The organism is Pantoea sp. PNT03 (assembly GCF_014852515.1).
GTDB lineage: Bacteria > Pseudomonadota > Gammaproteobacteria > Enterobacterales > Enterobacteriaceae > Pantoea > Pantoea leporis.
This window is the reverse complement of record NZ_JACVBT010000001.1, coordinates 603,885-630,393: the sequence shown is the minus strand read 5'-3', so window position 1 is coordinate 630,393 and position 26,509 is coordinate 603,885. Positions and strand designations below refer to the sequence as shown.

At 57.7% G+C, this 26,509-nt stretch carries 23 protein-coding genes; 3 read left to right on the top strand and 20 right to left on the bottom strand.

Features of this window, described 5'->3' with window-relative positions; all coding sequences use genetic code 11:
• Window positions 1–23: 23 nt before the first annotated feature.
• The 8 genes from IB226_RS02950 to IB226_RS02915 all read right to left on the bottom strand — a co-directional run bounded on the left by IB226_RS02950 (window position 24) and on the right by IB226_RS02915 (window position 9,509).
• On the bottom strand, window positions 24–2,309 hold the full coding sequence (locus IB226_RS02950) for a catecholate siderophore receptor Fiu (protein ID WP_192233513.1): 2,286 nt from the start codon (window positions 2,307–2,309) through the stop codon (window positions 24–26).
• Between the two features lie 353 nt (window positions 2,310–2,662).
• Window positions 2,663–2,830, bottom strand: a complete 168-nt coding sequence (locus IB226_RS02945; protein ID WP_167391193.1) for a hypothetical protein — start codon at window positions 2,828–2,830, stop codon at window positions 2,663–2,665.
• A 132-nt stretch (window positions 2,831–2,962) separates the two neighbouring features.
• Window positions 2,963–4,375, bottom strand: a complete 1,413-nt coding sequence (locus IB226_RS02940; protein ID WP_137386053.1) for an EmmdR/YeeO family multidrug/toxin efflux MATE transporter — start codon at window positions 4,373–4,375, stop codon at window positions 2,963–2,965.
• Between the two features lie 120 nt (window positions 4,376–4,495).
• Window positions 4,496–5,245: an ABC transporter ATP-binding protein gene (locus tag IB226_RS02935; RefSeq protein ID WP_192233511.1), complete on the bottom strand. Its 750-nt coding sequence runs from the start codon at window positions 5,243–5,245 to the stop codon at window positions 4,496–4,498.
• Window positions 5,238–6,113 (bottom strand): ABC transporter ATP-binding protein, encoded by an 876-nt coding sequence (locus tag IB226_RS02930; RefSeq protein ID WP_192233509.1) that lies wholly within the window; start codon window positions 6,111–6,113, stop codon window positions 5,238–5,240. Before IB226_RS02930 ends, IB226_RS02935 begins: the two co-directional genes overlap by 8 nt.
• Window positions 6,106–7,386 carry a high-affinity branched-chain amino acid ABC transporter permease LivM gene (gene livM, locus IB226_RS02925; RefSeq protein ID WP_192233507.1) on the bottom strand — a complete coding sequence of 427 codons (1,281 nt, stop codon included), beginning with the start codon at window positions 7,384–7,386 and terminating at the stop codon, window positions 6,106–6,108. The genes IB226_RS02930 and livM overlap by 8 nt, the downstream gene beginning before the upstream one ends.
• Window positions 7,387–7,396: 10 nt before the next feature.
• Window positions 7,397–8,311 carry a branched-chain amino acid ABC transporter permease gene (locus IB226_RS02920; protein WP_008105462.1) on the bottom strand — a complete coding sequence of 305 codons (915 nt, stop codon included), beginning with the start codon at window positions 8,309–8,311 and terminating at the stop codon, window positions 7,397–7,399.
• Between the two features lie 82 nt (window positions 8,312–8,393).
• On the bottom strand, window positions 8,394–9,509 hold the full coding sequence (locus IB226_RS02915; RefSeq protein WP_192233505.1) for a branched-chain amino acid ABC transporter substrate-binding protein: 1,116 nt from the start codon (window positions 9,507–9,509) through the stop codon (window positions 8,394–8,396).
• Between the two features lie 400 nt (window positions 9,510–9,909).
• Between IB226_RS02915 and IB226_RS02910 the strand changes: the two genes are divergently transcribed.
• Window positions 9,910–11,358: an AMP nucleosidase gene (locus tag IB226_RS02910; protein ID WP_110868358.1), complete on the top strand. Its 1,449-nt coding sequence runs from the start codon at window positions 9,910–9,912 to the stop codon at window positions 11,356–11,358.
• A gap of 50 nt (window positions 11,359–11,408) precedes the next feature.
• On the opposite strand, the gene IB226_RS02905 is transcribed toward IB226_RS02910, so the two are convergent.
• The 3 genes from IB226_RS02905 to IB226_RS02895 form a co-directional block, all read right to left on the bottom strand.
• Window positions 11,409–11,903, bottom strand: coding sequence for a hypothetical protein (locus IB226_RS02905; protein ID WP_225608144.1), 495 nt, complete (start codon window positions 11,901–11,903; stop codon window positions 11,409–11,411).
• Window positions 11,904–12,164: 261 nt separating this feature from the next.
• A complete protein-coding gene (locus tag IB226_RS02900) occupies window positions 12,165–13,463 on the bottom strand; it encodes an NCS2 family permease (RefSeq protein ID WP_008105472.1) in 1,299 nt (432 codons plus the stop codon).
• 61 nt (window positions 13,464–13,524) lie between these two features.
• Entirely contained in the window at window positions 13,525–13,794 is a 270-nt protein-coding gene (locus IB226_RS02895; protein WP_192233503.1) for a hypothetical protein, read from the bottom strand.
• Between the two features lie 80 nt (window positions 13,795–13,874).
• On the opposite strand from IB226_RS02895, the gene IB226_RS02890 reads away from it, so the two are divergent.
• The gene (locus tag IB226_RS02890; protein WP_137386058.1) at window positions 13,875–14,621 is read left to right on the top strand and encodes a response regulator; all 747 of its coding nucleotides are present in this window, start codon (window positions 13,875–13,877) and stop codon (window positions 14,619–14,621) included.
• On the opposite strand, the gene IB226_RS02885 is transcribed toward IB226_RS02890, so the two are convergent.
• The 6 genes from IB226_RS02885 to IB226_RS02860 all read right to left on the bottom strand — a co-directional run bounded on the left by IB226_RS02885 (window position 14,558) and on the right by IB226_RS02860 (window position 20,943).
• Window positions 14,558–15,607, bottom strand: a complete 1,050-nt coding sequence (locus IB226_RS02885) for a carbohydrate kinase family protein (protein WP_192233501.1) — start codon at window positions 15,605–15,607, stop codon at window positions 14,558–14,560. The two genes, IB226_RS02890 and IB226_RS02885, sit on opposite strands and share 64 nt — an antisense overlap.
• Window positions 15,608–15,611: 4 nt before the next feature.
• The gene (locus IB226_RS02880) at window positions 15,612–16,472 is read right to left on the bottom strand and encodes a ketose 1,6-bisphosphate aldolase (RefSeq protein ID WP_192233499.1); all 861 of its coding nucleotides are present in this window, start codon (window positions 16,470–16,472) and stop codon (window positions 15,612–15,614) included.
• A gap of 11 nt (window positions 16,473–16,483) precedes the next feature.
• Window positions 16,484–17,167: a D-lyxose/D-mannose family sugar isomerase gene (locus IB226_RS02875; protein ID WP_110868355.1), complete on the bottom strand. Its 684-nt coding sequence runs from the start codon at window positions 17,165–17,167 to the stop codon at window positions 16,484–16,486.
• 116 nt (window positions 17,168–17,283) lie between these two features.
• Window positions 17,284–18,222 (bottom strand): ABC transporter substrate-binding protein, encoded by a 939-nt coding sequence (locus IB226_RS02870; RefSeq protein WP_101762808.1) that lies wholly within the window; start codon window positions 18,220–18,222, stop codon window positions 17,284–17,286.
• 221 nt (window positions 18,223–18,443) lie between these two features.
• On the bottom strand, window positions 18,444–19,427 hold the full coding sequence (locus IB226_RS02865; RefSeq protein ID WP_192233497.1) for a ribose ABC transporter permease: 984 nt from the start codon (window positions 19,425–19,427) through the stop codon (window positions 18,444–18,446).
• Between the two features lie 10 nt (window positions 19,428–19,437).
• A complete protein-coding gene (locus IB226_RS02860; protein WP_192233495.1) occupies window positions 19,438–20,943 on the bottom strand; it encodes a sugar ABC transporter ATP-binding protein in 1,506 nt (501 codons plus the stop codon).
• Window positions 20,944–21,087: 144 nt separating this feature from the next.
• Here IB226_RS02860 and IB226_RS02855 point away from each other — a divergent pair, with 144 nt between their 5' ends.
• The gene (locus tag IB226_RS02855) at window positions 21,088–23,676 is read left to right on the top strand and encodes an ATP-binding protein (RefSeq protein WP_192233493.1); all 2,589 of its coding nucleotides are present in this window, start codon (window positions 21,088–21,090) and stop codon (window positions 23,674–23,676) included.
• On the opposite strand, the gene phnE (IB226_RS02850) is transcribed toward IB226_RS02855, so the two are convergent.
• The 3 genes from phnE (IB226_RS02850) to phnD form a co-directional block, all read right to left on the bottom strand.
• On the bottom strand, window positions 23,630–24,514 hold the full coding sequence (phnE, locus tag IB226_RS02850) for a phosphonate ABC transporter, permease protein PhnE (RefSeq protein WP_192233491.1): 885 nt from the start codon (window positions 24,512–24,514) through the stop codon (window positions 23,630–23,632). The genes IB226_RS02855 and phnE (IB226_RS02850) overlap by 47 nt on opposite strands.
• The gene (gene phnE / locus IB226_RS02845; RefSeq protein ID WP_192233488.1) at window positions 24,511–25,374 is read right to left on the bottom strand and encodes a phosphonate ABC transporter, permease protein PhnE; all 864 of its coding nucleotides are present in this window, start codon (window positions 25,372–25,374) and stop codon (window positions 24,511–24,513) included. Before phnE (IB226_RS02845) ends, phnE (IB226_RS02850) begins: the two co-directional genes overlap by 4 nt.
• 199 nt (window positions 25,375–25,573) lie before the next feature.
• Window positions 25,574–26,500, bottom strand: a complete 927-nt coding sequence (gene phnD / locus IB226_RS02840; RefSeq protein ID WP_192233486.1) for a phosphonate ABC transporter substrate-binding protein — start codon at window positions 26,498–26,500, stop codon at window positions 25,574–25,576.
• Window positions 26,501–26,509: the final 9 nt, after the last annotated feature.

Sequence of the window (26,509 nt, the reverse complement as noted above, 5' to 3'; positions counted from 1 at the left end):
CGCGCACGCCCCACGACGTTAACTTAGAAATGCACGTTTGCCGTCAGCAGGAAAGTCCGTGGCTCGCCTGGATGGTAGCGATAACCGCTCTTATTGATTGACGCAACATAGTTGGTGTCAAACAGGTTGTACACGTTGAGCTGCAGATCGAGGTTGTTGTTCACCTTGTAGCCCAGTTTGGCATCGGCGACCCAATAACCTTCGGTGTGATCCGGCGTACCGACCGCACCATCGCTGCCGCGACGCAGGCTGCCCACATAACGCGCACCGGCACCGACTGAAATCGCATCGGTTGCCTGATAGTTGGTCCACAGCGTAAAGGCGTGCTTCGGCGTGTAAGCCAGCGCAGAAGATCCATCCTGCGATACGCTATCCCCTTCGGTCACTGACGCATGCTGTAGGGTATAGCCGGCGATCACTTCCCAATCTGGCGTGATGTTGCCAGTGGCTGAGAGCTCATAACCTTCCACACGTTTTTTACCGGCTTGCGAATAGGTGCCGTCGTCATTAGCGGTGACTTCATTTTCAATATCGGTACGGAACAGCGCTGCATTCAGCAACAGACGTTTATCCAGCACCTGCCATTTAGTGCCCACTTCGCTGGACTTGGCTTTCTGCGGTTTGAAGTCGGTGCGGTTGGCGCTGTTGCCAGTGCCGCCCGCGGCCAGTGCAAAGCTGCTGCCGCCTGGCGGTTGCTGAGAAATGGCATAGTTAACATAGACGTTGCCCTGCTCGGTCAGACGATAAAGCGCACCGGCTTTCCAGTTCACCAGATTGCCCGATTTCGCGGTATCCACGGTGGTAACCGGCGTATTGCGCGGCACGCCAGCTGGGCACGTCAACGCACCGCGTCCGGTGCCGCCACAGGCGGTCGCGCTGTCATATTCAGTGTGATAGTTATCGAGACGAATGCCGCCGTTTAGTTCAAAACTTTTGGTTATCGCGAGCGTATCAAAGGCGTAAATGCCTGCGGTATCGGTTTGCCCGTTAGCATTGGCACCATTCCTGTCCAATCCACCCACCGAAATGCTGCTGATAGGATGGTAGATATTAACCGATGGCGGCGTAATCGCATTGACGCCGTAGTTGGTTTGATTTTCACGCGTAAACTCCACGCCCGCGCTGACATCGTGCCCAACCGAACCGGTGTAAAACTTCGAGGTGATGTTGGTTTGGTTGGAGAGAATGCGGTTGCTGATGTCTTTGGTGTTCGCCAGGCGCGACCAGCTCCAGCTATTCACATCGTTCCGGTTCGGGGCAGTGATATTGGTGGCGCCGCCCATCACCGCCGTCAGCAGATATTCCTGCTTCACGCGCGACCAACGTGTGGTATTGCGGATGGTGGTGCTGTCGTTGATATCGTGCTCAAAGCGTATGGTGGCGCTGTCGGTGGTCGATTTATCAAAGTCAGAATCGGTGCCGTAATAGTTACTGGTCGCGACTTTGCCAGAATTGTTCAGTGCCGATGTCGCCGCATTCGGCGCCGAATAGCCCGGCAGGCCAATGGTTGGAATGCCGCCATCGGGCGTATTGTTTTGATGCACATGCAGATAGTTGAGGTACAAGCGCGTTGCAGTATCCAGACCCAACGCCAGCGATGGCGCAACGCCATAACGCTCGTTCTGCACGTTATCACGCGCCGCATCGTGAGTTTTCTCACCCATCAGATTGAGGCGGAACGCGGCGTTGTCGTTAATCGCCTGGTTGTAATCCAGCGTGCCGCGACGCATCCACGCGCTGCCAACGCTGACTGAGGCGTCGAGCCCGGTATCGAGGCGCGGCTGTTTGCTGATCATATTAATCGAACCTGACGGCGCGCTGCGTCCGTAATCGGTGCCCGATGGCCCTTTAATCACTTCAACCTGCTGAGTGTTGAAGGTATCGCGCGCCACGCTACCAATATCGCGAATACCATCAACGTAAATGCTGTTGGAGGTATCAATGCCACGCATATACACCGCATCACCGGTAGTAGAACTGCCGTTTTCCCCCGCATAGAACGCGCCCACGCCCGGCACGTTTTTCAGCGCGTCGGTAAGATTGGTTACGCCCTGATCTTTAATCACCTGATCCGGAATCACCGTCATGGTGCGGGTGGTATCCACCAGCGGACGATTGAATTTCGGATCGGCAGATGCGTTGGGGGCATACAGCGATGGCGTATGCGCTTCAACCACTAAGGTATCGTCAGATTTTTTGTTGGCATTTTCTGCCGCTAATGCGGCAGCAGGAGAAATACCAATGCAAAGCCCGGTGAACAGGGTCAACGAATTGAAGCTGCCAAACGGCAGGGTGCGATTTTTATCCATTTTTAAGGGAGTGAGTTTCTTGTAATGATTGACGCGCACATCACATCAGCGGAGGGCCTGGCGCAGAAGCATTCCGGCGGCAAGGCGTTGAGCTGGCGTGACACCCAAATGATAACGCCAATGGTTATCATTTACTTTTCTATCTTACACGCACGCCGCGAGTTAGGAATACATTTCTTTACGAGAAAATTACGGAATCAAGACAATTGATAGAGAGTGTGAAAATCTGATGAATTTTTTTGAACGAAGGGTCAAATTTCAGGCATAAAAAAACCCGCTGGCTAGAGCGGGTTCTTTATTCAACAGCGCACAGCTCATTCCAGTAGCTGTAGCGGATGACATGGTGCAGGCGCTCATCTCTCATAGTAACGATACACCGAAGGATGGAACTCAACACCGTACAGCTGGCTGATGGGAATCAGCAGGTCGATATGATTACTGAGATCGAATTCGCGCTCTTCTGCGGGTCCAGTCTCGCCATTGATCAGTTGGTTAAACCACTGCTGCAAGAGGTGTTTCATTGTCAGCTTCTCCACAAATGATTGACGCTGACAGTAAACCGTATTCTCTCCTATAACCAAACCGATTAGTTGTGCGCTTCATTGCCAATTAATGCATATACGTAGAGCCCACAATGGGCACCAGCCAATGCCCTATCCCCTGCTCTTCGCCATCATCTTGCGGTAATTGTTCAGCCATTTGCCGCTGTTGAGTCGCCACCAGAAAAATACGCCGCGCACCGTCCAGTCGAGGAACATGCCGAGCCACACGCCTATCACGCCCATTCCCAACACAATCCCAAGGAAATAACCTGCTACGACGCGGGCGCCCCACATGCTAAACATTGACACATACATGGTGTAACGCGCATCGCGCGCGCCTTTCAGGCTGGCGGGCAGCACCCATGAAGCGGTCCAGATCGGCATAAAGGCGGCATTCAGCCAAATTAAATGCTTAGTAACTGAAATGACTTCCGGATCGCGGCTGTAAAACTGCGCGAGTGTTCCGGCGAGCGGCACGGTGATCAGCGCCAGCGAACACAATCCAATCATCGCCAGCCAGAAAACGTGTTTGATTTGCCGTTCAGCCTGCATCACCTGATTCAGTCCCAACCTGCGGCCGGTAATAATGGTCGACGCCGATCCCAGCGCGTTACCCGGCAGGTTAATCAGCGAAGCAATCGAGAAGGCGATAAAGTTACCGGCGATCTCATTGGTACCCATGCCAGCAACAAAAATCTGCGTCAGCAACTTACCGCCGTTAAACAGCACCGATTCAATACTGGCGGGCACGCCAATGCCCAACACTTCCATCAGAATATTGCGGTCCCAGCGCCGGAAATAGCTGGCGATGGAGATTTTCAGGGCTGGCGTAATGCCGCGATACAGCACATAAATCGCCGCCGCCGCACCGATGTAGCGCGAAATGGTCAAGCCCAATCCGGCACCAACAAAGCCCAGCCCTTCCCAACCGAGGCAGCCGTAAATCAGCACGCTACTGATCACGATGTTGAGAATGTTCATGCCGCCGTTGATCAGCATCGGGATTTTGGTATTGCCCGCACCACGCAGCGCGCCGCTGCCAATCAGCGCAATTGCCGCTGCGGGATAGCTCCACGCCGAGGTTTGCAGATAGCTCAGCGCCAGCTCTTTCACTTTGGGATCGGCGCTGCCGGCAATCACATCAATGATCAGATGCCCCCAAAACTCGATGGCGATCACCAGCACAAACGCCAGCGCGGTCATCAATCCCAGCGACTGTCTGGTGGCGGCTCGCGCCCGTTTGCCGTTGCGTTTCGCCAGGCTGAACGCCACCACCACCGTGGTGCCGAGATCGATGGCGGCAAAGAAGGAGATGATCACCATGTTGAAGCTGTCGGCCAAACCGACGCCCGCCATCGCTTCTTTACCCAGCCAGCTCACCAAAAAGGTACTGAGGACGCCCATCAGCATCACGCAGAGGTTTTCGATAAAGATGGGCACGGCTAATGGGGTGATTTCTCGCCAGAACAACGTACGGTAAGCGCGGCGCTTGGGATACCACGCCGTGTTTCTGACCGCCCGCATCACTGCTACGCCAGGATTTTGCAAGGGATTACCAAATCACTTTGGAGAGGAAGAAGAGTAATAATGATGATAGGCCACTGAGAATTATGCAAAGTGTTTCCCCTCACCATTTAATCATTATTACAAACTTTTTGTCGCCACCACCGCAGGATCGACTGCGCCGCCCAAATAGGCGCTGCGCACGTCGTCATTATTGAGCAGCTCTGCGCCGCTGCCGCTCAGGCGAATCTCACCGTTCACCATCACATAGCCGCGATCGGCTAGCTGCAATGCATGGCGGGCATTCTGCTCCACCAGAAACAGCGTCATGCCTTGCTGGGTCAACTCGCGCAGAATGCCAAAGATCTGCTTCACCACGATCGGCGCGAGGCCAAGGCTGGGTTCGTCGAGCAGCAACAGTTTGGGTCGACTCATCAGCGCGCGCGCAATCGCCAGCATCTGCTGCTCGCCGCCCGAGAGCGTCATGGCGCGCTGCTTACGCCGCTCCAGCAGGCGCGGAAACAGCTGATACATGCGATCTTTGTCCTCTTTAACAAAACGTTCGCCGATAGCGATGGTGCCCATCAGCAGGTTCTCTTCCACCGTCATATCAGGAAAGATGCGTCGTCCTTCCGGAGCCTGCGCAATGCCGCTGGCCGCGATGAAATGCGTCGAACGCTGGCTGATCGCTTCGCCGCGCAAGCGAATCTCGCCGCTGGCAATGCGCGGCTGACCAAAGATCGACATTAGCAGCGTGGATTTTCCCGCGCCGTTAGCGCCGATCAGCGCCACGGTTTCGCCCTGATTCACCGTCAACGACACCTGTTTCAACGCCTGCAAAGGACCGTAAAACACATCGACTTGCTCAAAAGCCAGCATCGGTTCAGCCATGATCGCTCTCCTCTTCTGCGCCGAGATAGGCGGCAATCACTTTGGGATCGTGACGAATTTGCTGCGGCGTGCCCTGGGCAATCACATCGCCATGATCGAGCACTACGATGTGATCGGAAATGCGCATCACCATTGACATGTCGTGTTCAATCAGCAACACGCTGATGCGATGGTCGGCGCGCAGACGATGTAAAATCGCGCTCAACGCCTCGGTTTCCACCGGATTCAGCCCAGCCGCCGGTTCATCCAGACAAATCAGTTCCGGTCGCGTACACATGGCGCGCGCGATCTCCAGCCGCCGTTGCTGACCGTAAGAGAGCGTACCCGCCAGGCGGTTGGCGCTGGCGACCAAATCGACGTTTTCCAGCCAGTAAAAAGCGCGATCCAGCGCGCGATTTTCTGCTTCACGGTAGCCGCGCGTGTTCAGCACGCCCGCCAGCAGCTGACGATTGACCTGCATATGCTGAGCTACCAGCAGATTCTCAATCACCGACATTTCGCGGAACAGCCGGATATTTTGAAAGGTACGCGCCAGCCCGGCGCGGTTCACCAGATGCGCGCCGCCAAACATCTTGTACCAAAGCCGCGAGCCGAGCCGTGTAGGATTGATCCAGTCACCTGCATGAATTTTTTGCCCCAGCACCTGAATCACATCAGTGCTGCGCTGATTGGCGTTAAGCACAATGCGTCCGCCGGTGGCGCGATAAAAACCGGTCAGGCAGTTGAACACCGTGGTTTTACCGGCACCGTTAGGACCAATTAATGAGGTCACCGAACCGCGCTCCACCGCCAGGCTGACGTCATTCAGCGCCTTGATGCCGCCAAAGCGCATCATCAGGTTGTCCACTTGCAGGATGGCATCACTCATGGCGCACTCCTTTTCGCAGTGGCACGCCAACGCGTGCGGTGCGCACCAGCCCACGTGGCCGCCAGATCATCATCAGCACCATTAGCATGCCGAACAGCAGCACGCGGTATTCGGCAAAGCTGCGCAGCAGTTCCGGTGCCACCGTCAGCACAAACGCCGCCAGCACCACGCCGAGCGTCGATCCCATCCCACCGAGCACCACAATGGCGAGAATCAGCGCCGACTCAAAAAAGGTAAACGAGGTGGGATTAACGAAGCCCTGATAGCTGGCAAAAAACACTCCGGCGATGCCCGCCGTTGACGCGCCCAACATAAAGGCTGAAAGCTTAACCAACACATGGTTAAGCCCCATCGCGCGGCAGGCAATCTCTTCTTCACGCAGCGCTTCCCAGGCGCGGCCAATCGGCATACGCGTCAGGCGATGCTTGATCCACAGCACCAGCAACACCACCAGAACCAGCACAACATAGATAAAGATAAATTTCATATTCGGGTTGTAAGTGACGTGCAGAAACTCGTGATACGGCACGCCGCCATCGCGCGCGCGGCGGGCAAACTCGAGGCCAAAGAAGGTCGGCGACGGCACGGAAACCCCGTTCGGGCCGCCGGTAAAGGCGACCCAATTGGTCAGCACCAGACGAATGATTTCACCAAAGCCGAGCGTAACGATCGCCAGATAATCGCCGTGCATGCGCAGCACCGGGAACCCGAGCAGCGCGCCAGCAAAAGCTGCCAGCAGCGCCGCCAGCGGCAGCATGCTCCAGAAACCCAATCCGAAATATTGATAGCCAAGCGCCAGGCCGTACGCTCCGATGGCATAAAAAGCCACGTAGCCGAGATCAAGTAATCCGGCGAGCCCAACCACAATATTCAAGCCCAACCCGAGCAGCACATAAATCAGGCCGAGAATCGCCACCGTCAGCAGATATTTACTGGAGAGAAACGGAAAGGCCAGCGCCACGATCAGCAGCAGCGGCAATATCCAGCGCAAACGCGAACGATAGCCGGGCTCGCGCACGTAAACCCCGTCATCGCTGCTGGCAAACTTGCGCATGATGCGCTGACCAACAGGCGCGTGCAGAAACAAACTGAACAGCAAACGCCCCGCCATCACCACCGCCACCAGCAGCGCCACGCGCTGTGGCGACAGTTTGAAGCTGTAACCGTCGAGCACCACGCCAACAATCGGACCAAATACCACCAGCGCCACTAACCCCGCCAGCAGCGTATCGAGCAGCGCCTGGCGCACAGGATTTTGCGTCATTGCATTCATCGAGGCTTCCTCACACTTTAGCGACCAGCGGACGTCCCAGCAGTCCTTGCGGGCGGAAGATCAAAATCACCACCAGCAGCGAAAACGAGAACACATCTTTGTAGTCAGAATTCACCATCCCGGCGAACTGCGCTTCCGCGACGCCCAGCAGCAATCCTCCAAGCATCGCGCCCGGCAGCGAACCGATGCCGCCGAGCACTGCGGCGGTGAACGCTTTGATGCCAATGATAAATCCGGCGTAAAAATCAAAGGTGCCGTAATTCATGGTCACCAGCACGCCAGCTAATCCCGCCATCGCCGCACCAATCACAAACACCAGCGAGATAACGCGATCGGTATTGATGCCGAGAATGGAAGCCATGCGCCGATCCTGCTGCACTGCGCGGCAGATACGCCCGAGTTTGGTGTACTGGATAATCCAGGTCAGCAGCGCCATGCCGCAAAACGCCGCGATCAGGATGAAGATTTTGGTCCAGGTGATTTGCACCACGCCACCATCAAATTCCATGCGCAACACGCCGGTCAGCAACGTCGGAATGCCCTGCTGATTTGGCCCCTGACTGAGTTGCACATAGTTCTGCAAAATCAGTGACATGCCGATCGCTGAAATCAGCGGCGCAAGGCGCGTCGAGTTGCGCAGCGGTCGATAGGCGATGCGCTCAATCGCCCAGCCGTAAGCCGAGGTGACGATAATGGTGAAGATTAAGGTGCCGAATATCAGTAGCGGGAAGGAGTGAATGCCAAAAAAGCTGAGTAGCGATAAGCCAATGGCACACAGATAGGCGGAGATCATATACACCTCGCCGTGGGCGAAGTTGATCATGCCGATAATGCCGTAAACCATGGTGTAACCGATGGCGATCAGGCCATACACGGCACCGAGCGTTAAACCGTTGATCAGCTGCTGTAAGAAAAAGGCGTCCATAATGTCGTCTCGTACTCAATGGGAGCGCACACCTCGCGCTCAATCGCGAATGGCCCCGCACTGCGCGGGGCCGCGTGGCACATTACAGCTGGTGATACTTGCCTTTGTCGTCCCATTGATACACGACGTAATCCGACACCTTGAGATCGCCTTTACTGTCCCAGGCTTTTTTGCCCATGACGGTATCGACGCTGTTGGCTTTCAGCCAGTCGCTGGCCTTGGCGTTGTCTTTACCGGCTGCTTTGTAAGCGGCGGCCAGCGTCTGCACGGAGGCGTAGGCATACAGGGTGTAACCTTCTGGCTCAAATCCGCCGGCGCGGAATTTGTCGATAACCGCTTTGCCATCGGCGATGGTGCGCGGATCGTTGCCGAAGGTCATGTAGACGCCTTTGGTATATTGCGGGCCGCCTGCTGCCGTCACCATCTCTTCCGTCACAATGCAGTCACCGGAGAAGAAAGCCGCATTGACGCCCTGCTCACGCATCTGGCGCACAAGCGGACCGGCTTCCGGATGACAGCCGCCGAAATAGACCACGTCCGGTTTCAGCGCGCCGATCTTGGTTACCAGCGCATTGAAATCTTTCTCACCGCGCGACAACCCTTCATACAGCACTTCTTTTACGCCGCGCTTCTCAAGTGAGGCTTTGGTGGCATCCGCCAAACCCTGGCCGTAAGTGTCTTTGTCATGAATGATGACCACTTTCTTCGCTTTCAGTTTGTCGATGATGTAATCCGCGGCGATGGCGCCTTGCTGGTCATCACGACCACACATGCGGAATAGGGTTTTCATGCCGCGTTCGGTAATTTTTGGGTTGGTGGATCCGGGCGTGATCGCTAAAACGCCGGCCTCATCATAGACTTCCGAGGCGGGCATGGTGGATGAGGAGCAGAAGTGGCCGACCACCGCCATCACTTTATCCTGATCGACCAGTCGGTTAGCGACGGATACCGCCTGCTTCGGTTCACACGCGTCGTCGCCCTGCACCAGCACGATTTTCTCGCCGTTGATGCCGCCTGACGCATTGATATCCTCCGCGGCCTGGCTTGCGCCTTTCCAGTATTGCGCGCCGTACGTCGCATTAGGCCCAGAGAACGGACCCGCCACACCAATTTTAATATCTGCCTGAGCGTAAAAGGCCACGCTTAAACAACCTGCAATCGCCACCTTCATTGGGTGTTTTATGAATTTCAAAGACATGCTTTCAATCCTCAACGGGTCAGGAACGGAGCCATACCACGGCCTGGGAGAAATCAATTTCTGAAACTTCGGCAGAACAGAGTGCGGCCTCCAACACCCGAAGAGTCGCCATTTATGGCAACCTACTTTAAGAACCGGATAGATTCATTAAGGCCACGGTTGAAAACTAAGCAATAAGCTCGCCAATACCGCGAAGGTGGACGGTTTATTACTCGGGCATCGCTCCAGAACAGGAGACACGCGATGTAACATCCCTGCTGATCATAAACATAGCCGCGGTTACGCCACGCACCAGCACCGTGATGGTGCAGAATGCGGTCGATCACAGATTGTTCATCGTAGCGAAGGGTTTATCCGCTATGCTCTGGTGAAAACGGTCCATGTTTCTGAAGGAGAACCCATGAATACACAACGGAACGGATTGAGCAGCCAGCAAGCGCTGGACGAACTAGAACGCCTGTACGATGCAGCCGTTGACGCGCTGCGCAACGCCATTCGCGATTTCACTGCCACCGGACAGTTGCCGGATGAGGCCGCGCGTCAGCAAGGGCTGTTTGTTTATCCGCAGCTGCGCATCACCTGGCTGGGTGAAGGTCCGCAGCAAAATCGCACCCGCGCGTGGGGACGTTTTACCCATACCGGCAGCTACAGCACCACCATCACGCGCCCGGCGCTGCTGCGCCACTATCTCAGCGAGCAGCTGCAGATGCTGGAGAAGGAGTACGACGTGCTGATTGAGGTCGCGCCTTCACAGCAGGAAATTCCTTATCCTTATGTGATTGACGGCTTGTCACTGGACCGCTCAATGAGCGCCAGCATCGCACGCCATTTCCCCACCACCGAACTGTCGCAAATCGGTGATGAAACCGCCGACGGCCTGTTCCACGCCAATGCGATTTTCCCGCTGTCGCACTTTGACGCCCTGCGCACCGATTTCTCACTGGCACGCCTGCGCCACTACACCGGCACGAGTGTAGAGCACTTTCAGCCGTTCGTGCTGTTTACCAACTACACGCGCTACGTCGATGAGTTCGTGCGCTGGGCGATTGAGCAGGTGCAGGATCCCACCACGCCTTACGACAGCCTGGCCTGCGCCGGTGAAGTGGTGATCACCGCCGATACGCAAGACCCGACGGCGATGATGTCCGATCTGGCGTGGAAGAAGCACCAAATGCCCGCCTGGCACCTGACATCACCGAATCGTCGCGGCATTACGCTGGTGAACATCGGCGTGGGGCCATCCAATGCCAAAACCATCTGTGACCACCTGGCGGTGATTCGTCCGCACGCCTGGCTGATGATTGGCCACTGCGGTGGACTGCGCGAAAGCCAGACCATCGGCGACTATGTGCTGGCGCATGCCTACCTGCGCGACGACCACGTACTGGATAGCGTACTGCCGCCAGATATCCCAATCCCGAGCATCGCCGAAGTGCAACGCGCACTGTATGACGCCACCAAAGCGGTCAGCGGCATGCCCGGCGAAGAAGTTAAACAGCGCCTGCGCACCGGCACCGTGGTCACCACCGATGACCGTAACTGGGAGCTGCGCTACTCCGCTTCGGCGCTGCGCTTCAACCTGAGCCGCGCCGTAGCGGTTGATATGGAGAGCGCCACCATCGCCGCGCAGGGTTATCGCTTCCGCGTGCCTTACGGCACCTTGCTATGCGTATCCGATAAACCGCTGCATGGCGAGATCAAGCTACCGGGCCAGGCAAACCGCTTCTATGAGGGCGCAATCTCTGAGCACCTGCAGATTGGCATCTGCGCGGTAGAACTGCTGCGAGCTGAAGGCGACAAGCTGCATTCGAGGAAGCTGAGAACCTTTAACGAGCCGCCGTTTAGGTAATCATGATGAGTTCCGGCCCATGAAGGGCCGGAATCGTGCAGTAAAGCGCGTCATGACATTTTCAAAACGATATTCTGCACAAACCACGCCAGCACCAGAAGGCCGGTCGGTATCATGATTTTCCAGGTGATGCTGTTATTGAAGGCAGATATTTTATCCTCCAGCTGGTTAAATCTTTGGTCAATTCTTTCAAATCTTTGGTCAATTCTTTCAAATATTAGATCAATTTTGTCGAACTTCGGGTTGAGTTGATCCTCCATCCGCTCAAACTTTTTATCGAGACGTTGTTCAAGCGCCCCCAGCTCGCCCATAATCTCCACACGCATCACGCCCTGCTCGGCTCTGACCTTTTCGATATCCGCTTTAGTCGCAAAATGCTCTGAACGCGCGGTTAGCACCGCAACATCTGTCTGAATCTGCTGCGTGGTTTTTTCCAGCTCTTCAACCCGTTTGGTAAGTTGTTCCATTTGATGATCTCCTTTGTTACCAACGTCAAAAATAAGCGGTGGGAACACTCGAGTTGCCGTGCTAATGGGGTAATCCATCACCGAATCCTCTTCCATCGCGCTGCTCAATCTTTCCACCTCACTGTTAGTGAAACAGATTTGCGCAGCGTTAACATTCCACGATCCCGCCATTCACAGCACATTTTTTGCGGGCAGGTTCAAATAACACGCACAGCCTGGGCTGTTTTGAGAGGGAAGGAAAGTGAGCATCAAAAAGGATTGCGAAATGTCACGCAGAAAATAAACGAAGGGATGCAACAGCAGACACGGAAGCCCGAGCGGGCTTCCGTTAAGTAACATTTACGCGCTCAGCCAGCCCAGTTTGATAACAAACAGTATCGACAGAATGATCAGCGCCGGGTTGACCTCTTTAGTGCGGCCGCTCAGCAGTTTCACCACCGTCCAGGTGATGAAACCGAACGCAATACCGTTGGCGATCGAGTAGGTCAGCGGCATGGTCAGCGCGGTCACGGTTACCGGCGCGGCGGTGGTGATATCTTTCCAGTCAATATCCGCCAGGCCAGACGCCATCAGCACCGCCACAAACAGCAGCGCTGGCGCGGTGGCATAAACCGGTACGCTGCCCGCCAGCGGCGAGAAGAACAGGCTCAGCAGAAACAGAATCGCCACCACAATCGCCGTCAGGCCGGTGCGGCCACCGGCGCTGACGCCGGCAGCAGATTCCACATAGCTGGTGGTGGTTGAAGTACCAAGCAGCGAGCCGAACAGCGCGGCGGCGCTATCTGCGATCAACGCACGGCCCATTTTTGGCACGTTGCCCTGCTCATCTGCCAGACCGGCGCGCTTGGTCACACCCAGCAAGGTGCCCGTGTTATCGAACACGTCCACGAACAGGAAAGCGAAGATTACGCTCACCAAACCGACGTTAAAGGCACCGGCGATATCCAGCTGCATAAAGGTTGGCGCGATAGAGGGCGGAGCGGAGAACACGCCACCAAACGGCGTCAGGCCAATGCCCATAGAAATGAAGGTCACCACCAGAATGCCGATCAGCACCGCACCGGTAACGCGACGCGCTTCCAGCACCACAATGATGAAGAAGCCGAGCAGCGCCAGCAGCGGACCCGGTTTGGTCAGGTCGCCCAGGCCAACCAGCGTTGCTGGGTTATCCACTACGATACCCGCGCCTTCCAGCGCGATAATCGCCAGGAACAGACCGATACCGGCACCAATACCGGCACGCAGCGGCAGCGGAATGCTGTTAATAATCCACTCACGAATTTTGAAAAGCGACATGGCAAAGAAGATCACCGCCGACAAGAACACCGCGCCCAGCGCGACTTGCCAGGTGTAACCCATATGCAGCACCACGGTATAGGTGAAGAAGGCGTTGAGGCCCATGCCCGGTGCAAGTGCAATCGGATAGTTAGCGATCAGGCCCATTAACACACAGCCAATCGCCGCCGCCAGACAGGTCGCCACGAAGACCGCACCTTTATCCATGCCGGTTGCGCCGAGAATGCTCGGGTTAACAAACAGGATGTAAGCCATTGCCAGGAAGGTGGTGATACCCGCAATGATTTCGGTGCGAACCGTGGTGTTGTGCGCTTTTAGTTTGAAGAGTTTTTCTAACATCATCATCTCTCATGAGCGGAGTCGGCACGAATGCGCGCGCTCCTTGCCAATGTGGTTTACATGCTTATTGTTGTTTTGAAAGCGAAGCAAACTGGACAACAGGTTGTGAAACCTTGCGCTTTCCCCTGTCCTTATAGCAATAGCTATGCCACTCCCCTACGCAATCGATTACGTTTTCATTTGCGGCTGCGGCTAAGATTATTCTGAACCAGAATGAGGCGCGATTATGGTGCATTGCACCAGCGCCGCGCAATCGTTTTCCTACCTGACGATGGTTTGGCAAAAAGAGTGCGGCACTGCACGCTTCCGCACTCTGCCAGGCGATGGCGCTCACGTTTCTGTTGCCTTAATCAGCAGGTAAAAAACATCGGGTTACACTGCTTTTAACCCTTTCGTAACAAAAGAGGCGCATCCATGAAGCCCGCGATTCTGGTGGTCGATGATGATCGTGCAGTGTGCGAATTGCTGCACGATGTGTTGAATGAACATGTATTTACCGTTTATTGCTGCCATCAGGGTAAAGATGCGCTAGCCCTGCTCACGCTACACCCGGAAATTTCACTGGTGATGCTGGATATGATGCTGCCAGACACCAACGGCTTGCTGGTGCTGCAACAGATGCAGCGGCAGCGTCCCGATCTGCTAGTGATCATGTTGACCGGCATGGGTTCGGAAGCGGATATGGTGGTGGGGCTGGAGATGGGCGCGGATGATTACATCGCTAAACCGTTCAATCCGCGCGTGGTAGTGGCTCGGGCACGCGCGGCGCTGCGACGCTGCGGACGGCTGGTGCAGCCGGAAGCGTTAGCGGATGAAGGTTGGCAATTTAACGGCTGGCGCCTCGACGATGCGCGCTGCCAGCTGTTCAATCCACAACGCGAAAGCGTGCCGCTAACGCAAGGTGAATACACGCTGCTGCGCGCGCTGGTGGCGCATGCGCGCAAAGTATTAACCCGCGATCAGCTGCTCGAACTGACGCACAGCGAAAGCCTTGAGGTGTTTGATCGCACTATTGATGTGCTGATTATGCGGCTGCGACGCAAGATAGAAATCAATCCGCATCAACCGAGCCTGATCCGCACCATTCGCGGTCTCGGCTATGTTTTCTCCGCCGACGTGATGCGTCCGGCCTCTTCGGCACGTGAAACGCAAATCGCCTGATCCATCCAGCGCTGCATCTCGGCTAATGGCCGCGTGCCGTCCAGCGCGTTGGCGGCATGCAGATTAAAGCAGGCGCAGGTGTGCGCCAGCTTCAGCGTTTCCGTCAGCGACCAGTCTTCATGGCTGGCATAGAGCACACCGGCGCAAAACGCATCGCCCGCCCCCACGCTGCCGACGATCTCTTCTGGCGCTAAGCACCACGCCGGTTGCCAGCGCCCTTCGCCGTCCGCTTGCTGGCCCCACGCGCCTTCGGGTGCGTGGATCACCACCCGCTGACGTACGCCTTGCTGCATTAGCCATGTCGCCGCCTCGGCAAACGCAGTCGGTGCGGCAAGCCCGTGCGGCGTGCGCAAACTGATGCCGGTGAGCGATTGCGCCTCCAGTTCGTTAATCACCAGATAATCGAGCCAGCGCAGCGCAGGTACCACCAGCGGACGATATTCGCTCACGCGCGATACCAAGTCGAGTGAAGTGAGATAGCCGCGCTGCTGCATCTGTGCCAGCAGCCGTGCGCTGCGCGTGCCGTATTGATCGTCCGGCACATCAAGGCTATCCAGCAGCAGCAGATAACCGAGATGAAAGATGCGATGGGACGTGAAGACGTCGGCGAAGTGCGCCAGATCGAGCTTGCCATTGGCGCCGCGCGCATGGAAGAAGGTGCGCTGGCCATCCGGCGTGGTCATCACCTGCGTCATCGCCGTATTGATGCTTGCGATGCGCTGCACAAACTGGCGGTCGATGTGATGATCGTCCAGCAGTTGCAGAATGTAATCGCCGTCGCTGTCCTCGCCCACCATGCCGACGCCCGCCAGCGGCAGATTCAGCTGCATGCGCGCCAGCGTAAACAGCACGTTGAGCGCCGCGCCGCCGCTGCACTTCTCGCTGTGCTGAATCTCGGTTAGCCAGCCTTGTTCCGGCCAATGGCTGATGCGCTGCACGTGATCCACCAGCATGCTGCCGGCACCGATGATTCCGTTACGCACCATGCGATTATGCCCTCCCGGCGCTGCCGAATACCTGCATCTGCTGCGCCACCACGTTGGCGATGTCGCGCTCTACCGCCATCAACAACTCAGCAAAGGCGTCGTAGCGCGCATCGCGCTGGGCGATCTGCGCTTCAATCGCCCCGAGCGCCGCCTGCGACATGCCGGTATAGAAATTGATTTTGTTGATGCCAAGGCTGACGGCGCGGCGGAAATCCCCGTCGCTAATGCCGGAACCGCCATGCAGCACCAGCGGAATGCCGGCCGTCGCGCGAATCGCTGCCAGCCGGTCGAAGTCGAGTTTGGGTTCGCCTTTGTATTTGCCGTGCGCATTGCCAATCGCCACCGCCAGGCAATCAATGCCGGTGGAGTGCACAAAATCAGCGGCCTGCGCCGGATCGGTAAATTTATCGCTATCGGCCTCGCCAAACAGCGCACCGCCTTCATCGCCGCCCACCGCACCGAGTTCGGCCTCCACCGACACGCCGAGCGCGTGACACATCTTCACCACCTCGCGCGTCTGGCGCACGTTCTCCTCGTAGCTGAGCGTCGATCCATCGAACATGACCGAGGTGAAGCCAAGGCGAATCGCCTGCATCACCGCCTCAAAATGCAGGCCATGATCGAGATGCAGCACCACCGGAATAGCGTGCAGCGCCGCTTCGGTACGCACCGCGGCGACCAAATGCTCGAGGCTGACATACTTAAAATGCACTTCAGCGATGCTGATAATAAACGGCGAGCGCTGCCGCTCAGCGGCCTGATAGAGCGCGCGCAGGAAATGGGTGTCGAGGACGTTAAACGCGCCAAGCGCGTAGCCGTTCTGTTGCGCATGGGCCAAACCCTGCGCCAGTGAAATCAGTGCCATATCAGGCTCCTTTAGGCCAGCCAGCGGTGATATTCGTTACACAGCAGCCAGCGCGGTGCTTCATCTTCATCCAGCGGATTGAAGCGCGCCAGCGGCGTGAGAAACACATTGTCATGTTCGTCGTCATTGGGCATCGAGACTTCACCCACCAGCACATCGCCGTAGCCCTCTTCGCCCCAAAAGCTGTGCCAGATGCCCGGCAACAAGGTAACGCTTTCGCCCGGCGATAAACGCAGCTGCGAACCGGCGGCGTGGGTTTGGCGGATGCCATCGAGTGTGACGTTAACCGCCGTATCAGCCAGCTGATTGCCCGCACGGTTATGCAGCGTGACGATCAGATTGCCGCCGCCGCGATTGATAATGTCTTCCATCTTTTGCGGGTGATAATGCAGCGGCGTGACCTGCCCTTCGCGCACATGCATGATTTTTTCGGCATAAGGTTTGGCCCACGGCTGACCACCCCGCGAACCGTTGCGCAGTGTGAACAGGGTTAAACCGGTTTGATTGAAATCGTCAGCGCCGAAGCTGGTGACATCCCAGCCAAGATGCAGCGCCAGCAGTTCATCGGCGTCATGTTTATCGAGCGCGCGCCACTGGCTGAGGCCGTAATCGGCCCACGGCGGCAGATGCACATCCTGACGCATAAAGAATTCGCGGGTGCGTTGTAGGATCGCATTCACTTCTGAGCGTTGCATCTTCACCTCCTTTCCACGCTGGCCCTCACCCCAGCCTTCTCCCGCAAGCAGGAGAGGGCGCTATTTGTCCCCTATCCCATTTATGGGAGAGGGTTAGGGTGAGGGACAGCGGCTGATTACTTCACCGTCCAGCCTTTGTAGCTGCTGACGCTGTTACGATCGATCATCGTCACCGGAATCAGCACCGGCTTATCTGGCGCGGGCTTGCCCTGCAGGATGTCATAGCCGATCTCCACCGCTTTCGCCGCCATCACCTGCGGGTCCTGCGCTGGCGTGGCCACGAACAGCGAGCCTTTGCGTTTCAGCGCCTCTTCACCGTCTGGCGATCCATCGACGCCGACAATAAAGAACTCATTGCGCTGCGCCTGTTTCGCCGCCAGATCGGCACCAATCGCCGTTGGGTCGTTAATCGCGAACACTGCATCAATCTTTGGATTGGCCGACAGAAGGCCGGTCATCACTTCGAGGCCACCTTCGCGGCTGCCTTTGGCGTTCTGGTTGTAGGAGAGCAGCTTGATGTCCGGATGGGTTTTCAGCTCGGTCATGCAGCCTTCGACACGGTTCTGCACCGCAGAAACCGGCGGTCCATTGATGATCACCACGTTGCCTTTGGCCTTCAGGCGGTCGGAGATGTATTTACACGCCATGGCGCCAGCGGCGGTGTTATCGGAGGTGATAGTGGCGTTAGCGCCGTCTGCCGCCACGTCGACCGCCACCACCACAATCCCGGCATCACGCGCACGTTTTACCGCGGGCGCGATACCTTTGGAATCGGCGGCGTTAAGGATGATCATGTCCACTTTAGCGGCGATGAAGTTGTCAATCTGCCCCACCTGCTGGCCGAGATCGTAGCCGCTGGAGACCAGCGTCACGTTGACCTTGTCGCCCGCCAGTTCACGCGCTTTCAGCTCGGCACCTTTGGTGATCTGCACGAAGAACGGGTTGGCGAGATCGCCGACGGTCACACCAATGGATTTCAGCTCTTTGGCCTGCACCAATGGCGCGCTCAGAAGCGTAGCCGCCAGCAGTCCGGTTAGAATCGGATTAAAACGCATAGTCGATGTTCTCCTGCTTTTTGGTTTTTATGATTAGTGCTCGCTGTCCCCCATCCCGGCCTTCCCCCGCAAGCGGGGGAAGGAGACGTTGCCACATGCAGCTTCAGTACGAGCATATGGCAGCATCTTCCTCCCCCACTTGTGGGGGAGGACCGAGGAGGGGGACAGCCAGCACAGTCTGGGACAGCCAGCACCTTCTAAAACAGCCAGCACCTTGTAACTCAACCCACGTGATGCCGCGTCCGGTACTTATCGATCAACACCGCGATAATGATCACCGCGCCCTTAATCACTAACTGCCAGAAATAGGAGACGCCCATCAGCGTCATCCCGTTATTCAGCGTGGCGATAATCAGCGCACCAATCAGCGTGCCGGTGATGGTGCCGATGCCGCCGACAAAGCTGGTGCCACCGAGGATCACCGCCGCTATCGCATCCAGCTCGTAACCGACGCCAAGGTTGCCGTTGGCGCTGTAGAGGCGCGAGGCGCTCATCAATCCGGCCAGCCCCGACAGCAAGCCGCTCATGGCGTAGACAAACAGCAGCACCACGCTGACTTTGATGCCGGTCAGGCGCGCCGCCTGCACGTTGCCGCCAACGGCATAAATGTGTACGCCTAAGGTAGTGCGGCGCAGAATGAACCAGCACAGCGCGATCACCGCAAAAGCGATGATGATCAGCCACGGCACCGGCCCGAGATAGCCGTTGCCTATCCACTCAAAGTTGATGTCGGAGTTGATCACCGTGGTGCCGTTGGCCAGCAGATAAGCCGAGCCGCGCATCGCGGTGTAGGTACCAAGCGTGACAATAAAGGGCGGCAGCCCCGCCCACGCCACCAGAATGCCGTTGAATAACCCCATAATCAGCCCGGCACCTAACGCCGCCGGGATCGTCAGTGACGCAAATGCCGGATCGAGCGACACCGCCATCGCCACCACCGCCGTGGTGCCGAGCATCGAGCCGACCGACAAATCGATGCCGCCGGTGAGAATGACAAAGGTCATGCCCGCCGCCAGCACGATGTTGATCGAGGCCTGACGCGTAATGTTGAGCAGATTGCCCTCGGTGAAGAAGTTCGGCGTGACAAAGCCAAATACCGCCACGATCAGGATCAAAATCGGCAGGATGCCGACGGTTTGCAGCAGGTCACTCATTAACGCGCGCTTGAGGGTGGGACTTTTTACGCGTGCGGATTCACTGGTCATTGCGCTCTCCTCAGGCCTGAACCGGCTGCGCGCCGGTGGCCAGTGTCATAATGTTTTCCTGGCTAATCTCTGCCCCACTCAACTCACCGGCGATGGCGCCTTCACGCATCACATAAACGCGGTCGCTCATGCCCACCACTTCCGGTAACTCGCTGGAGATCATTAAAATCGCCACGCCCTGCTGCGCCATCTGCTGCATCATGCGGTAGATTTCGCTCTTGGCGCCGACATCAACGCCGCGCGTCGGCTCATCAAGAATCAGGATGCGCGGCGCAATCGCCACCCAGCGTGATATCAGCAGCTTCTGCTGATTGCCGCCGGACAAGCCGCCCGCGCGCACCTGCGCATGCGGCACGCGGATGTTCAGCGCATCAATCGCCTCGCTGGCAATCTTCTGCCCTTTGCGCCGATTGAGCAGGCCGTAGCTGGCATCGCGCTCCAGCGTCGCCATCACAATGTTGTCCTGCGCCGCCAGTTCGAGGAACAAACCCTGCTCTTTGCGGTTTTCGGTGAGAAAACCGATGCCGCGTGCGATGGCGTCGCGCGGCGAGTGAATCTGCACTTTCACGCCGTCGATCCAGATCTCACCGCCGCTCGGTTGATGCACGCCAAAAATCAGCTGCGCCAGTTCGCTGCGTCCGGCGCCGACCAGCCCCGCCAGCCCGACAATCTCGCCGGCACGCACCGACAGGCTGCTGGGACGCACTTTGTTTTTGTCGCACAGGTGATTGACGGCGAGACGGATGTCGCCGAGCGGAATATCGCGGTCTTTGTTGAACAGATCGCTGAGCGGACGCCCCACCATCATGCGCACCAGCTCGCTGGCGTTGAGCTGCTCGCGCGTCAGGCTGCCGACGTACTGCCCATCGCGCAGCACGCTCACGCGATCCGACAGCTCATACACTTCCGCCATGCGATGGCTGATGTAGATAATCGCCATGCCTTCGCTGCGCAGCCGTTTAATCAGCGCAAACAGCTGCTCGGTTTCACGATTGGAGAGCGCGGCAGTCGGCTCATCCATCACCAGAATGCGGCTGTTGCGGTGCAGCGCGCGGGCGATTTCCACCTGCTGCTGCTCGGCAATACTCAGGCGGCTCACGAGATCGGTGGCGCTGAACTGCGCACCCAGGCGATCAATCACCCGCTGCGCCTCTTCCGCCATCTGGCGACGCTTCACCAGGCCTCCACGCGTGATTTCACTGCCGAGAAAGATGTTCTCCGCCACCGTCAAATTGGGTGCCAGATTGATCTCCTGATAAATCAGGGTGATGCCCGCCGCCAACGCCTCTTTTGGGCCTTTTATAACATACGGCTGGCCGTCGATAAGAATTTCCCCGCTGCTGGCGGTATAGGCGCCGGCCAGAATTTTCATCAAAGTACTTTTGCCCGCGCCGTTTTCGCCCATCAGCGCATGCACTTCACCGGGCCAGACCGTGAGATCCACGCCCTTGAGCGCATAGAAGTTGCCGAAGCGTCGGGTGATTCCCCGCATGGAGAGTATCGGTGTGGCATCCATTTACAGACTCCTGCTGGCAAAGGTTGCAGCGAGTAAAACCTGCTTAGATAAATGGAAAATGTCAGCGGCCATTCATATTTGTCATATTTCGCCCCGATCGCGCTTCTATACTCGCCAGCAGTTGAGCGGTAAGGAGTGGCAGCCATGAGTCACAGTCTGCACTGGCACGCGGGCGCGCGCAGTCGCCTGCTGCTGTTTAATCTGCTGGTGATGTCAGTGACGCTGGCGGTGAGCCTGGTCGCGATTTTTGGATTTCGCCACGCAGGTCACATTCAGGAACAGGCGCAGGCACAAACGCTGGCCGATATGAACGGCAGCCTGGCGCTGGCGCGCGACACCGCCAATGTGGCCATTGCGGCGGTGCGGTTATCGCAGGTGGTCGGCGCGCTGGAGTATCAGAGCGAATCGGCGCGCCTGCAGCAAACGCAGCGGGAACTGCAACAGTCGCTGAGCTTGCTGGCAAGTGCGCCGCTGGCGGCACAGCAGCCGCAGCTGCTAGCGCGTATTCGTGAGCGCAGCCAGACGCTGGAACAAACCATTAATCAATTGCTGCGCGCCGGGCATCAGCGCCATCTGCAGCGCAACGTGATGCTGAGCGGCTTGTGGCAATCGCAGCTGTTACTCAATCGCATTGACCTGCTTACGCGCACCGATTCCCCTTCTGCCGCGCTGCGTCAGCAAACCCACAGCTTATTCAGCGTGGCGATTCAATCCAGCGCGCCACAGGCCGCGGTGCAGCAGCTGCAATCGGTGCTGCGTCAGTGGCAAGCGTTAAGGCTCAACGGCGCGCTGAATACCCAGGTGCAGCGGCTGATCGCCACCAGCACGGATTTGCAGCCGGTGGCGCAGCAGCTGGAGCAGAGTGATATCGCCATCGCCTACGCGACTTATCGCATCAAAGCGCTGGTGGCGATGCTCAACGATGACATCACCCATTACGTGCAGCAGGTGGCGCAACAGAGTGACGCACGCAGCGCGGTGACGCATGAAGAGCTGGATTCGATCATCGGCTTTATCGGCCTGTTTATGTTGCTGGCGCTGCTGATCACCGGTTACGCCGGTTACTACATTTACCGCAATCTCGGTTCGAGTCTGACCGCCATCGCCCACGCCATGACGCGGCTGGCGCAGGGTGAAAAGAGCGTCAACGTGCCGGGCCTGGCGCGGCGCGATGAGCTGGGCGATCTGGCGCGCGCCTTCAACGTGTTTGCGCGCAATACAGCGTCGCTGGCGCACACGTCGCGCCTGCTAAAAGAGAAAAGCAACCAGCTGGAATCGACCTTTCTCGCCATGCGCGACGGCTTTGCGCTGTTCGATAACAGCGGTCAGCTGGTGGTATGGAATGCGCAATATGCCGAGCTGCTCGGCATCGCGCCGCGTGAACTGCATCGCGGTTTGCACTATCAGCAGCTATTAAAACGCGTTGATGTCGAGCTCAACGGCTTAGCCGATGCGCAGGAAGTACGGCTGGCGGATGGCCGCACGCTGGAGCTGCGCTTCAGCCCGGTGCCGCGGCGCGGCATGGTAAATACCGTGCTGGAGCGCACCACGCGCAAGGCGCTGGAGGAAGCGCTGCTGCACAGCCAGAAGATGAAAGCGGTGGGACAGCTGACCGGCGGACTGGCGCACGACTTCAATAATCTGCTGGCGGTGATCATTGGCAGCCTGGCGTTAACCGTCGATCAGCTGCCGCCCGGCACGCTCGCCAGCCGCATCGAACGCGCACGTCAGGCCGCCGACCGTGCGGCGCAGCTGACGCAGCGCTTGCTGGCCTTCTCACGTAAGCAGGCGCTCTATCCGCGCGCGGTGTCGGTGGTGGAGCTGGTGGATAATCTGCATTCGCTGCTGCAGCACGCGCTGCTGCCCGGTCAGCATTTGGTGATTGATGCGCAGCGTCCTGGCTGGCCAGCGTGGATCGATGCCGGACAGCTGGAGAACGCGCTGATCAATCTGGTGGTCAACGCGCGCGATGCCATGGCGCAGCAGAGCGGCGAAATCCGCCTGCGTATCTGGAATCAGCGCAAACAGGAAGCCGACGGCAAGCGCGATCGCGTTACCATTGAAGTGATCGATCACGGCTGCGGCATGTCGGCCGAGGTGCGTGAACAGGTGTTTGAGCCGTTCTTCACCACCAAAGCCATCGGCAGCGGCAGCGGTTTGGGCTTATCCATGGTGTATGGCTTTGTGCGGCAATCCGGCGGCCAGATTGAGCTGGAAACCGCGCCAGGACAAGGCACCACCGTGCGGCTGTTATTACCGCGCGCGCCCGAAGCGGCGCAACCGCTCAGCGTGCCGCCGCCGCTGGTGCCGCAGGCCAGCAACGATCGGCTGGTGTTGGTGCTGGATGATGAACCGACGGTGCGGCAAACGCTGTGCGAACATCTGCATCAGCTGGGTTATCTGACGCTGGAGTGTGGCGACGGCGAAAGCGCGCTGAGGCTGCTGCGCCAGACGCCGGATATCGATCTGTTCATCAGTGATTTGATGCTGCCGGGCGGCATTAACGGCGCGGATGTGATTCGCCAGGCGCAGGCGCAGTGGCCGCATCTGGCAACGGTGTTGATCAGCGGTCAGGATCTGCGCCAGACGCAGGTCACGCTGCCACTGTGTGAGCGGCTGGCAAAACCCTGGCATCAGGCGCAGCTGGTGCAGGCGCTGGAGCGCGCCTGGCAGCGCAGTGAACGGCTCAGTCGCGCGCGGCAGGCTGCCACAACGGCACCCCTTTCCCCGTGATGTAACGTTTACGCAGCTTGCTGGAGACCACATCCATAATCATCACCACCGCCACCAGAATCAGGGTCAGGAACATCACCACATCCCAGTTCCATAAACGCATGTTCTCGGCATACACCAAGCCGACGCCACCCGCGCCAACAAAGCCCAACACCGCTGCGGAGCGGGTGTTGGACTCAATCTGATACAGGCTGAGCGCGAGGAAGGTCGGGAACGATTGAGTGAAAATGCCGTAGCGATGTTTTTGCAGGCTGTTCGCGCCTACCGCGCTGAGACCGCGACTCGGCGAACGCTCCACCGCTTCGTGCCCTTCGGCGTAGAGTTTGCCGAGCAGGCCGACATCCTGCATCACGATCGCCAGCACACCAGCCAGCGGTCCCATGCCGACGGCACGCACGAAGATCAGCCCCCAAATCGCCATATCGATGCCGCGCAGCACATCCAGTACGCGACGCACCACCAGCGCAATCGGACGCATCAGCGGATCGTGCATCACGTTGCGCGCCGCCAGGAACGAGACCGGCAAGGCGATCAGTGACGCGGTCAACGTGCCGGAAAACACAATCGCCAGCGTAATCCCGACCTGCGTGAAGTAGTAAGCAAACGGCCAGTTGAGGAAATCCTGCCAGACAAACATACGCAGGAAATAGCGGCTGAGCTGCTGGCAGCCAATGAAAAAACGGCTCCACTCAATGCCAAAAAACTCGAAAAAGAACAGGTAATAGAGCGCGATGGCCAGCGCCACCAGCGCGACGCGGCGCAGATAGCGGTTTTGCGCGGCAAACAGGGCGGCATGCTCCTGCTTGAGTTTGGCGACGTCCGGCGCTAGGGCGATCATGATACGTCTCCTTCCACTACGCGGCGACGCAGCCAGCCGGATAGCGTATCCAGCAGCGACACCACCACAATGATCAGCAACAGCGTAATGCTGACCTGATCGTATCGATCGAGTTTGATATTGGTCATCAGCTCTTGCCCGATACCGCCCGCACCGACCAACCCGAGGATGGTGGAGGAGCGGAAGTTGATCTCCAGACGCATAAAGCTGTAGGAGAGAAACGTTGGTTTGACCTGCGGCCAGAAGGCAAAGCGCATGCGCTGCAGTTTGCTGGCACCGCACGCCGCGAGGCCGCGCACCGGTTTATCCGAGGCGCTCTCAATCGCTTCGTAGAACAGTTTGGTCAGGCTACCGACGGTGTGCAGCGCCAGGGCGAGGAAGCCGGGAATGGCCCCAATGCCAAACGCCATCACGAACATCACCGCCCACGCCAGTTCGGGCATGGTGCGCAGGAAGGCGACAAACGCGCGGATCGCCATGCGCAGGCTGCGCGGCGTTTGGGTGTTATCGGCGGCGAAGAATGCCAGCACGCCAGCCACCGCCACCGCCACGATGGTGGACGACAGCGCCAGTTGTAAGGTTTCCCAGATTAGCGGCAGCTGGAAATGCAGGCGATAACCCCAATAGGCCAGCGAACCCTCGGTTTTGCCGTCAGCGAACAGCAGCGGGAGATGCAGCACCGGCAGGGTTTCGCCAATGTAATCGAAAAAGTGTGGCAGCGACTGCCAGACGGTGAGCAGGTTAAATTCCGCCATCTTGCCCGCGGCCAGATAGAGCGCCAGTAACAGCAGCGACCACAGCAGCGAGTCGCGCTTTTGCTGGCGGCGGATGCGTTGGTAGTAGTGTTCGAAATCGGTCAAGGGGGGATTCCTGTTGGTTGGGAGGGTGCGTGCTGGATGGTGCTCGCTGGATGGTGCTCGCTGTCCCCCTCCTCGGTCCTCCCCCATTAATGGGGGAGGAAGATGCTGCAAAATGCAGCTCCGAAGTCGCATGTGGCAGCATCTCCTTCCCCCACTTGTGGGGGAAGGCCGGGATGGGGGACAGCCAGCACCAACTAAATTAACCGCGCGTACCCTTCATCAAATCACGCTTCATATCGATGATATTCTGGTAATCCGCCACGGTAGCCGGGCCGATGTGCTGGGCACCGCCAACCGCTTTAACAAAGCAGCCGTGATCTTCTTTATCCAGTTTCTTGATGGTGGCCACCACTTTCGCTTTGAAGTTAGCGGGCAGATTGTTGCTCACCAGAATCGGACCGTTCGGGATCAGCGGCGACTGCCAGATAATGCGGATCTGCTTCATCAGGTCTGGATGATCCATACGAATCAAACGACCAAAGGCACCCGAGGTATAACCGGTTTCGCGGTCACCAATCAGCGACGTCCAAGTTACTGCGCCTTCGAACTGGCCGTTCAGCACGCCGAGGATGTCCTGCTCGTGACCGCCGGAGAAGGTGACGCTAGAGAAGGTGTTGTTGTACTTATCGTCCACCGTGCCGCCAAACTCTTTCTTGAACGCCTGGTTCGGCATCAGGAAGCCGGAAGTGGAATCCGGATCGGCCATGCCGAACGATTTGCCTTTCAGGTCTTCCAGCTTTTGGTACGGGCTGTCGGCTTTCACGATCACCACCGAGTGATAACCCTGCGAACCGTCTTTGTCGTCCACCACGATGCCCACCACATCCACCGCTTTCGGATTCTGCAGGTAAACCGAGGCAAACGAGGCGGGCGACATGCTCAGCACCAGGTCGATTTTGTTGCCCAGCAAGCCCTGAATCACGCCTGAATAGTCAGACGAGTTGCGCAGTTTGGTATCCACCTGCAGCTCTTTATCGAAGAAATCTTTCACGCATTGGTTATCACCAATCTGCTGCGTGGCATTCTGGCCGCCAAGAATCCCGAGGTTCAACTCTTTTGGTGCATCCGCTGCGTTTGCGCCAAATGCCATCGCAATAGTCAGTAAAGCTAAAGAAGTCAGTTTCATTCTTAGGTT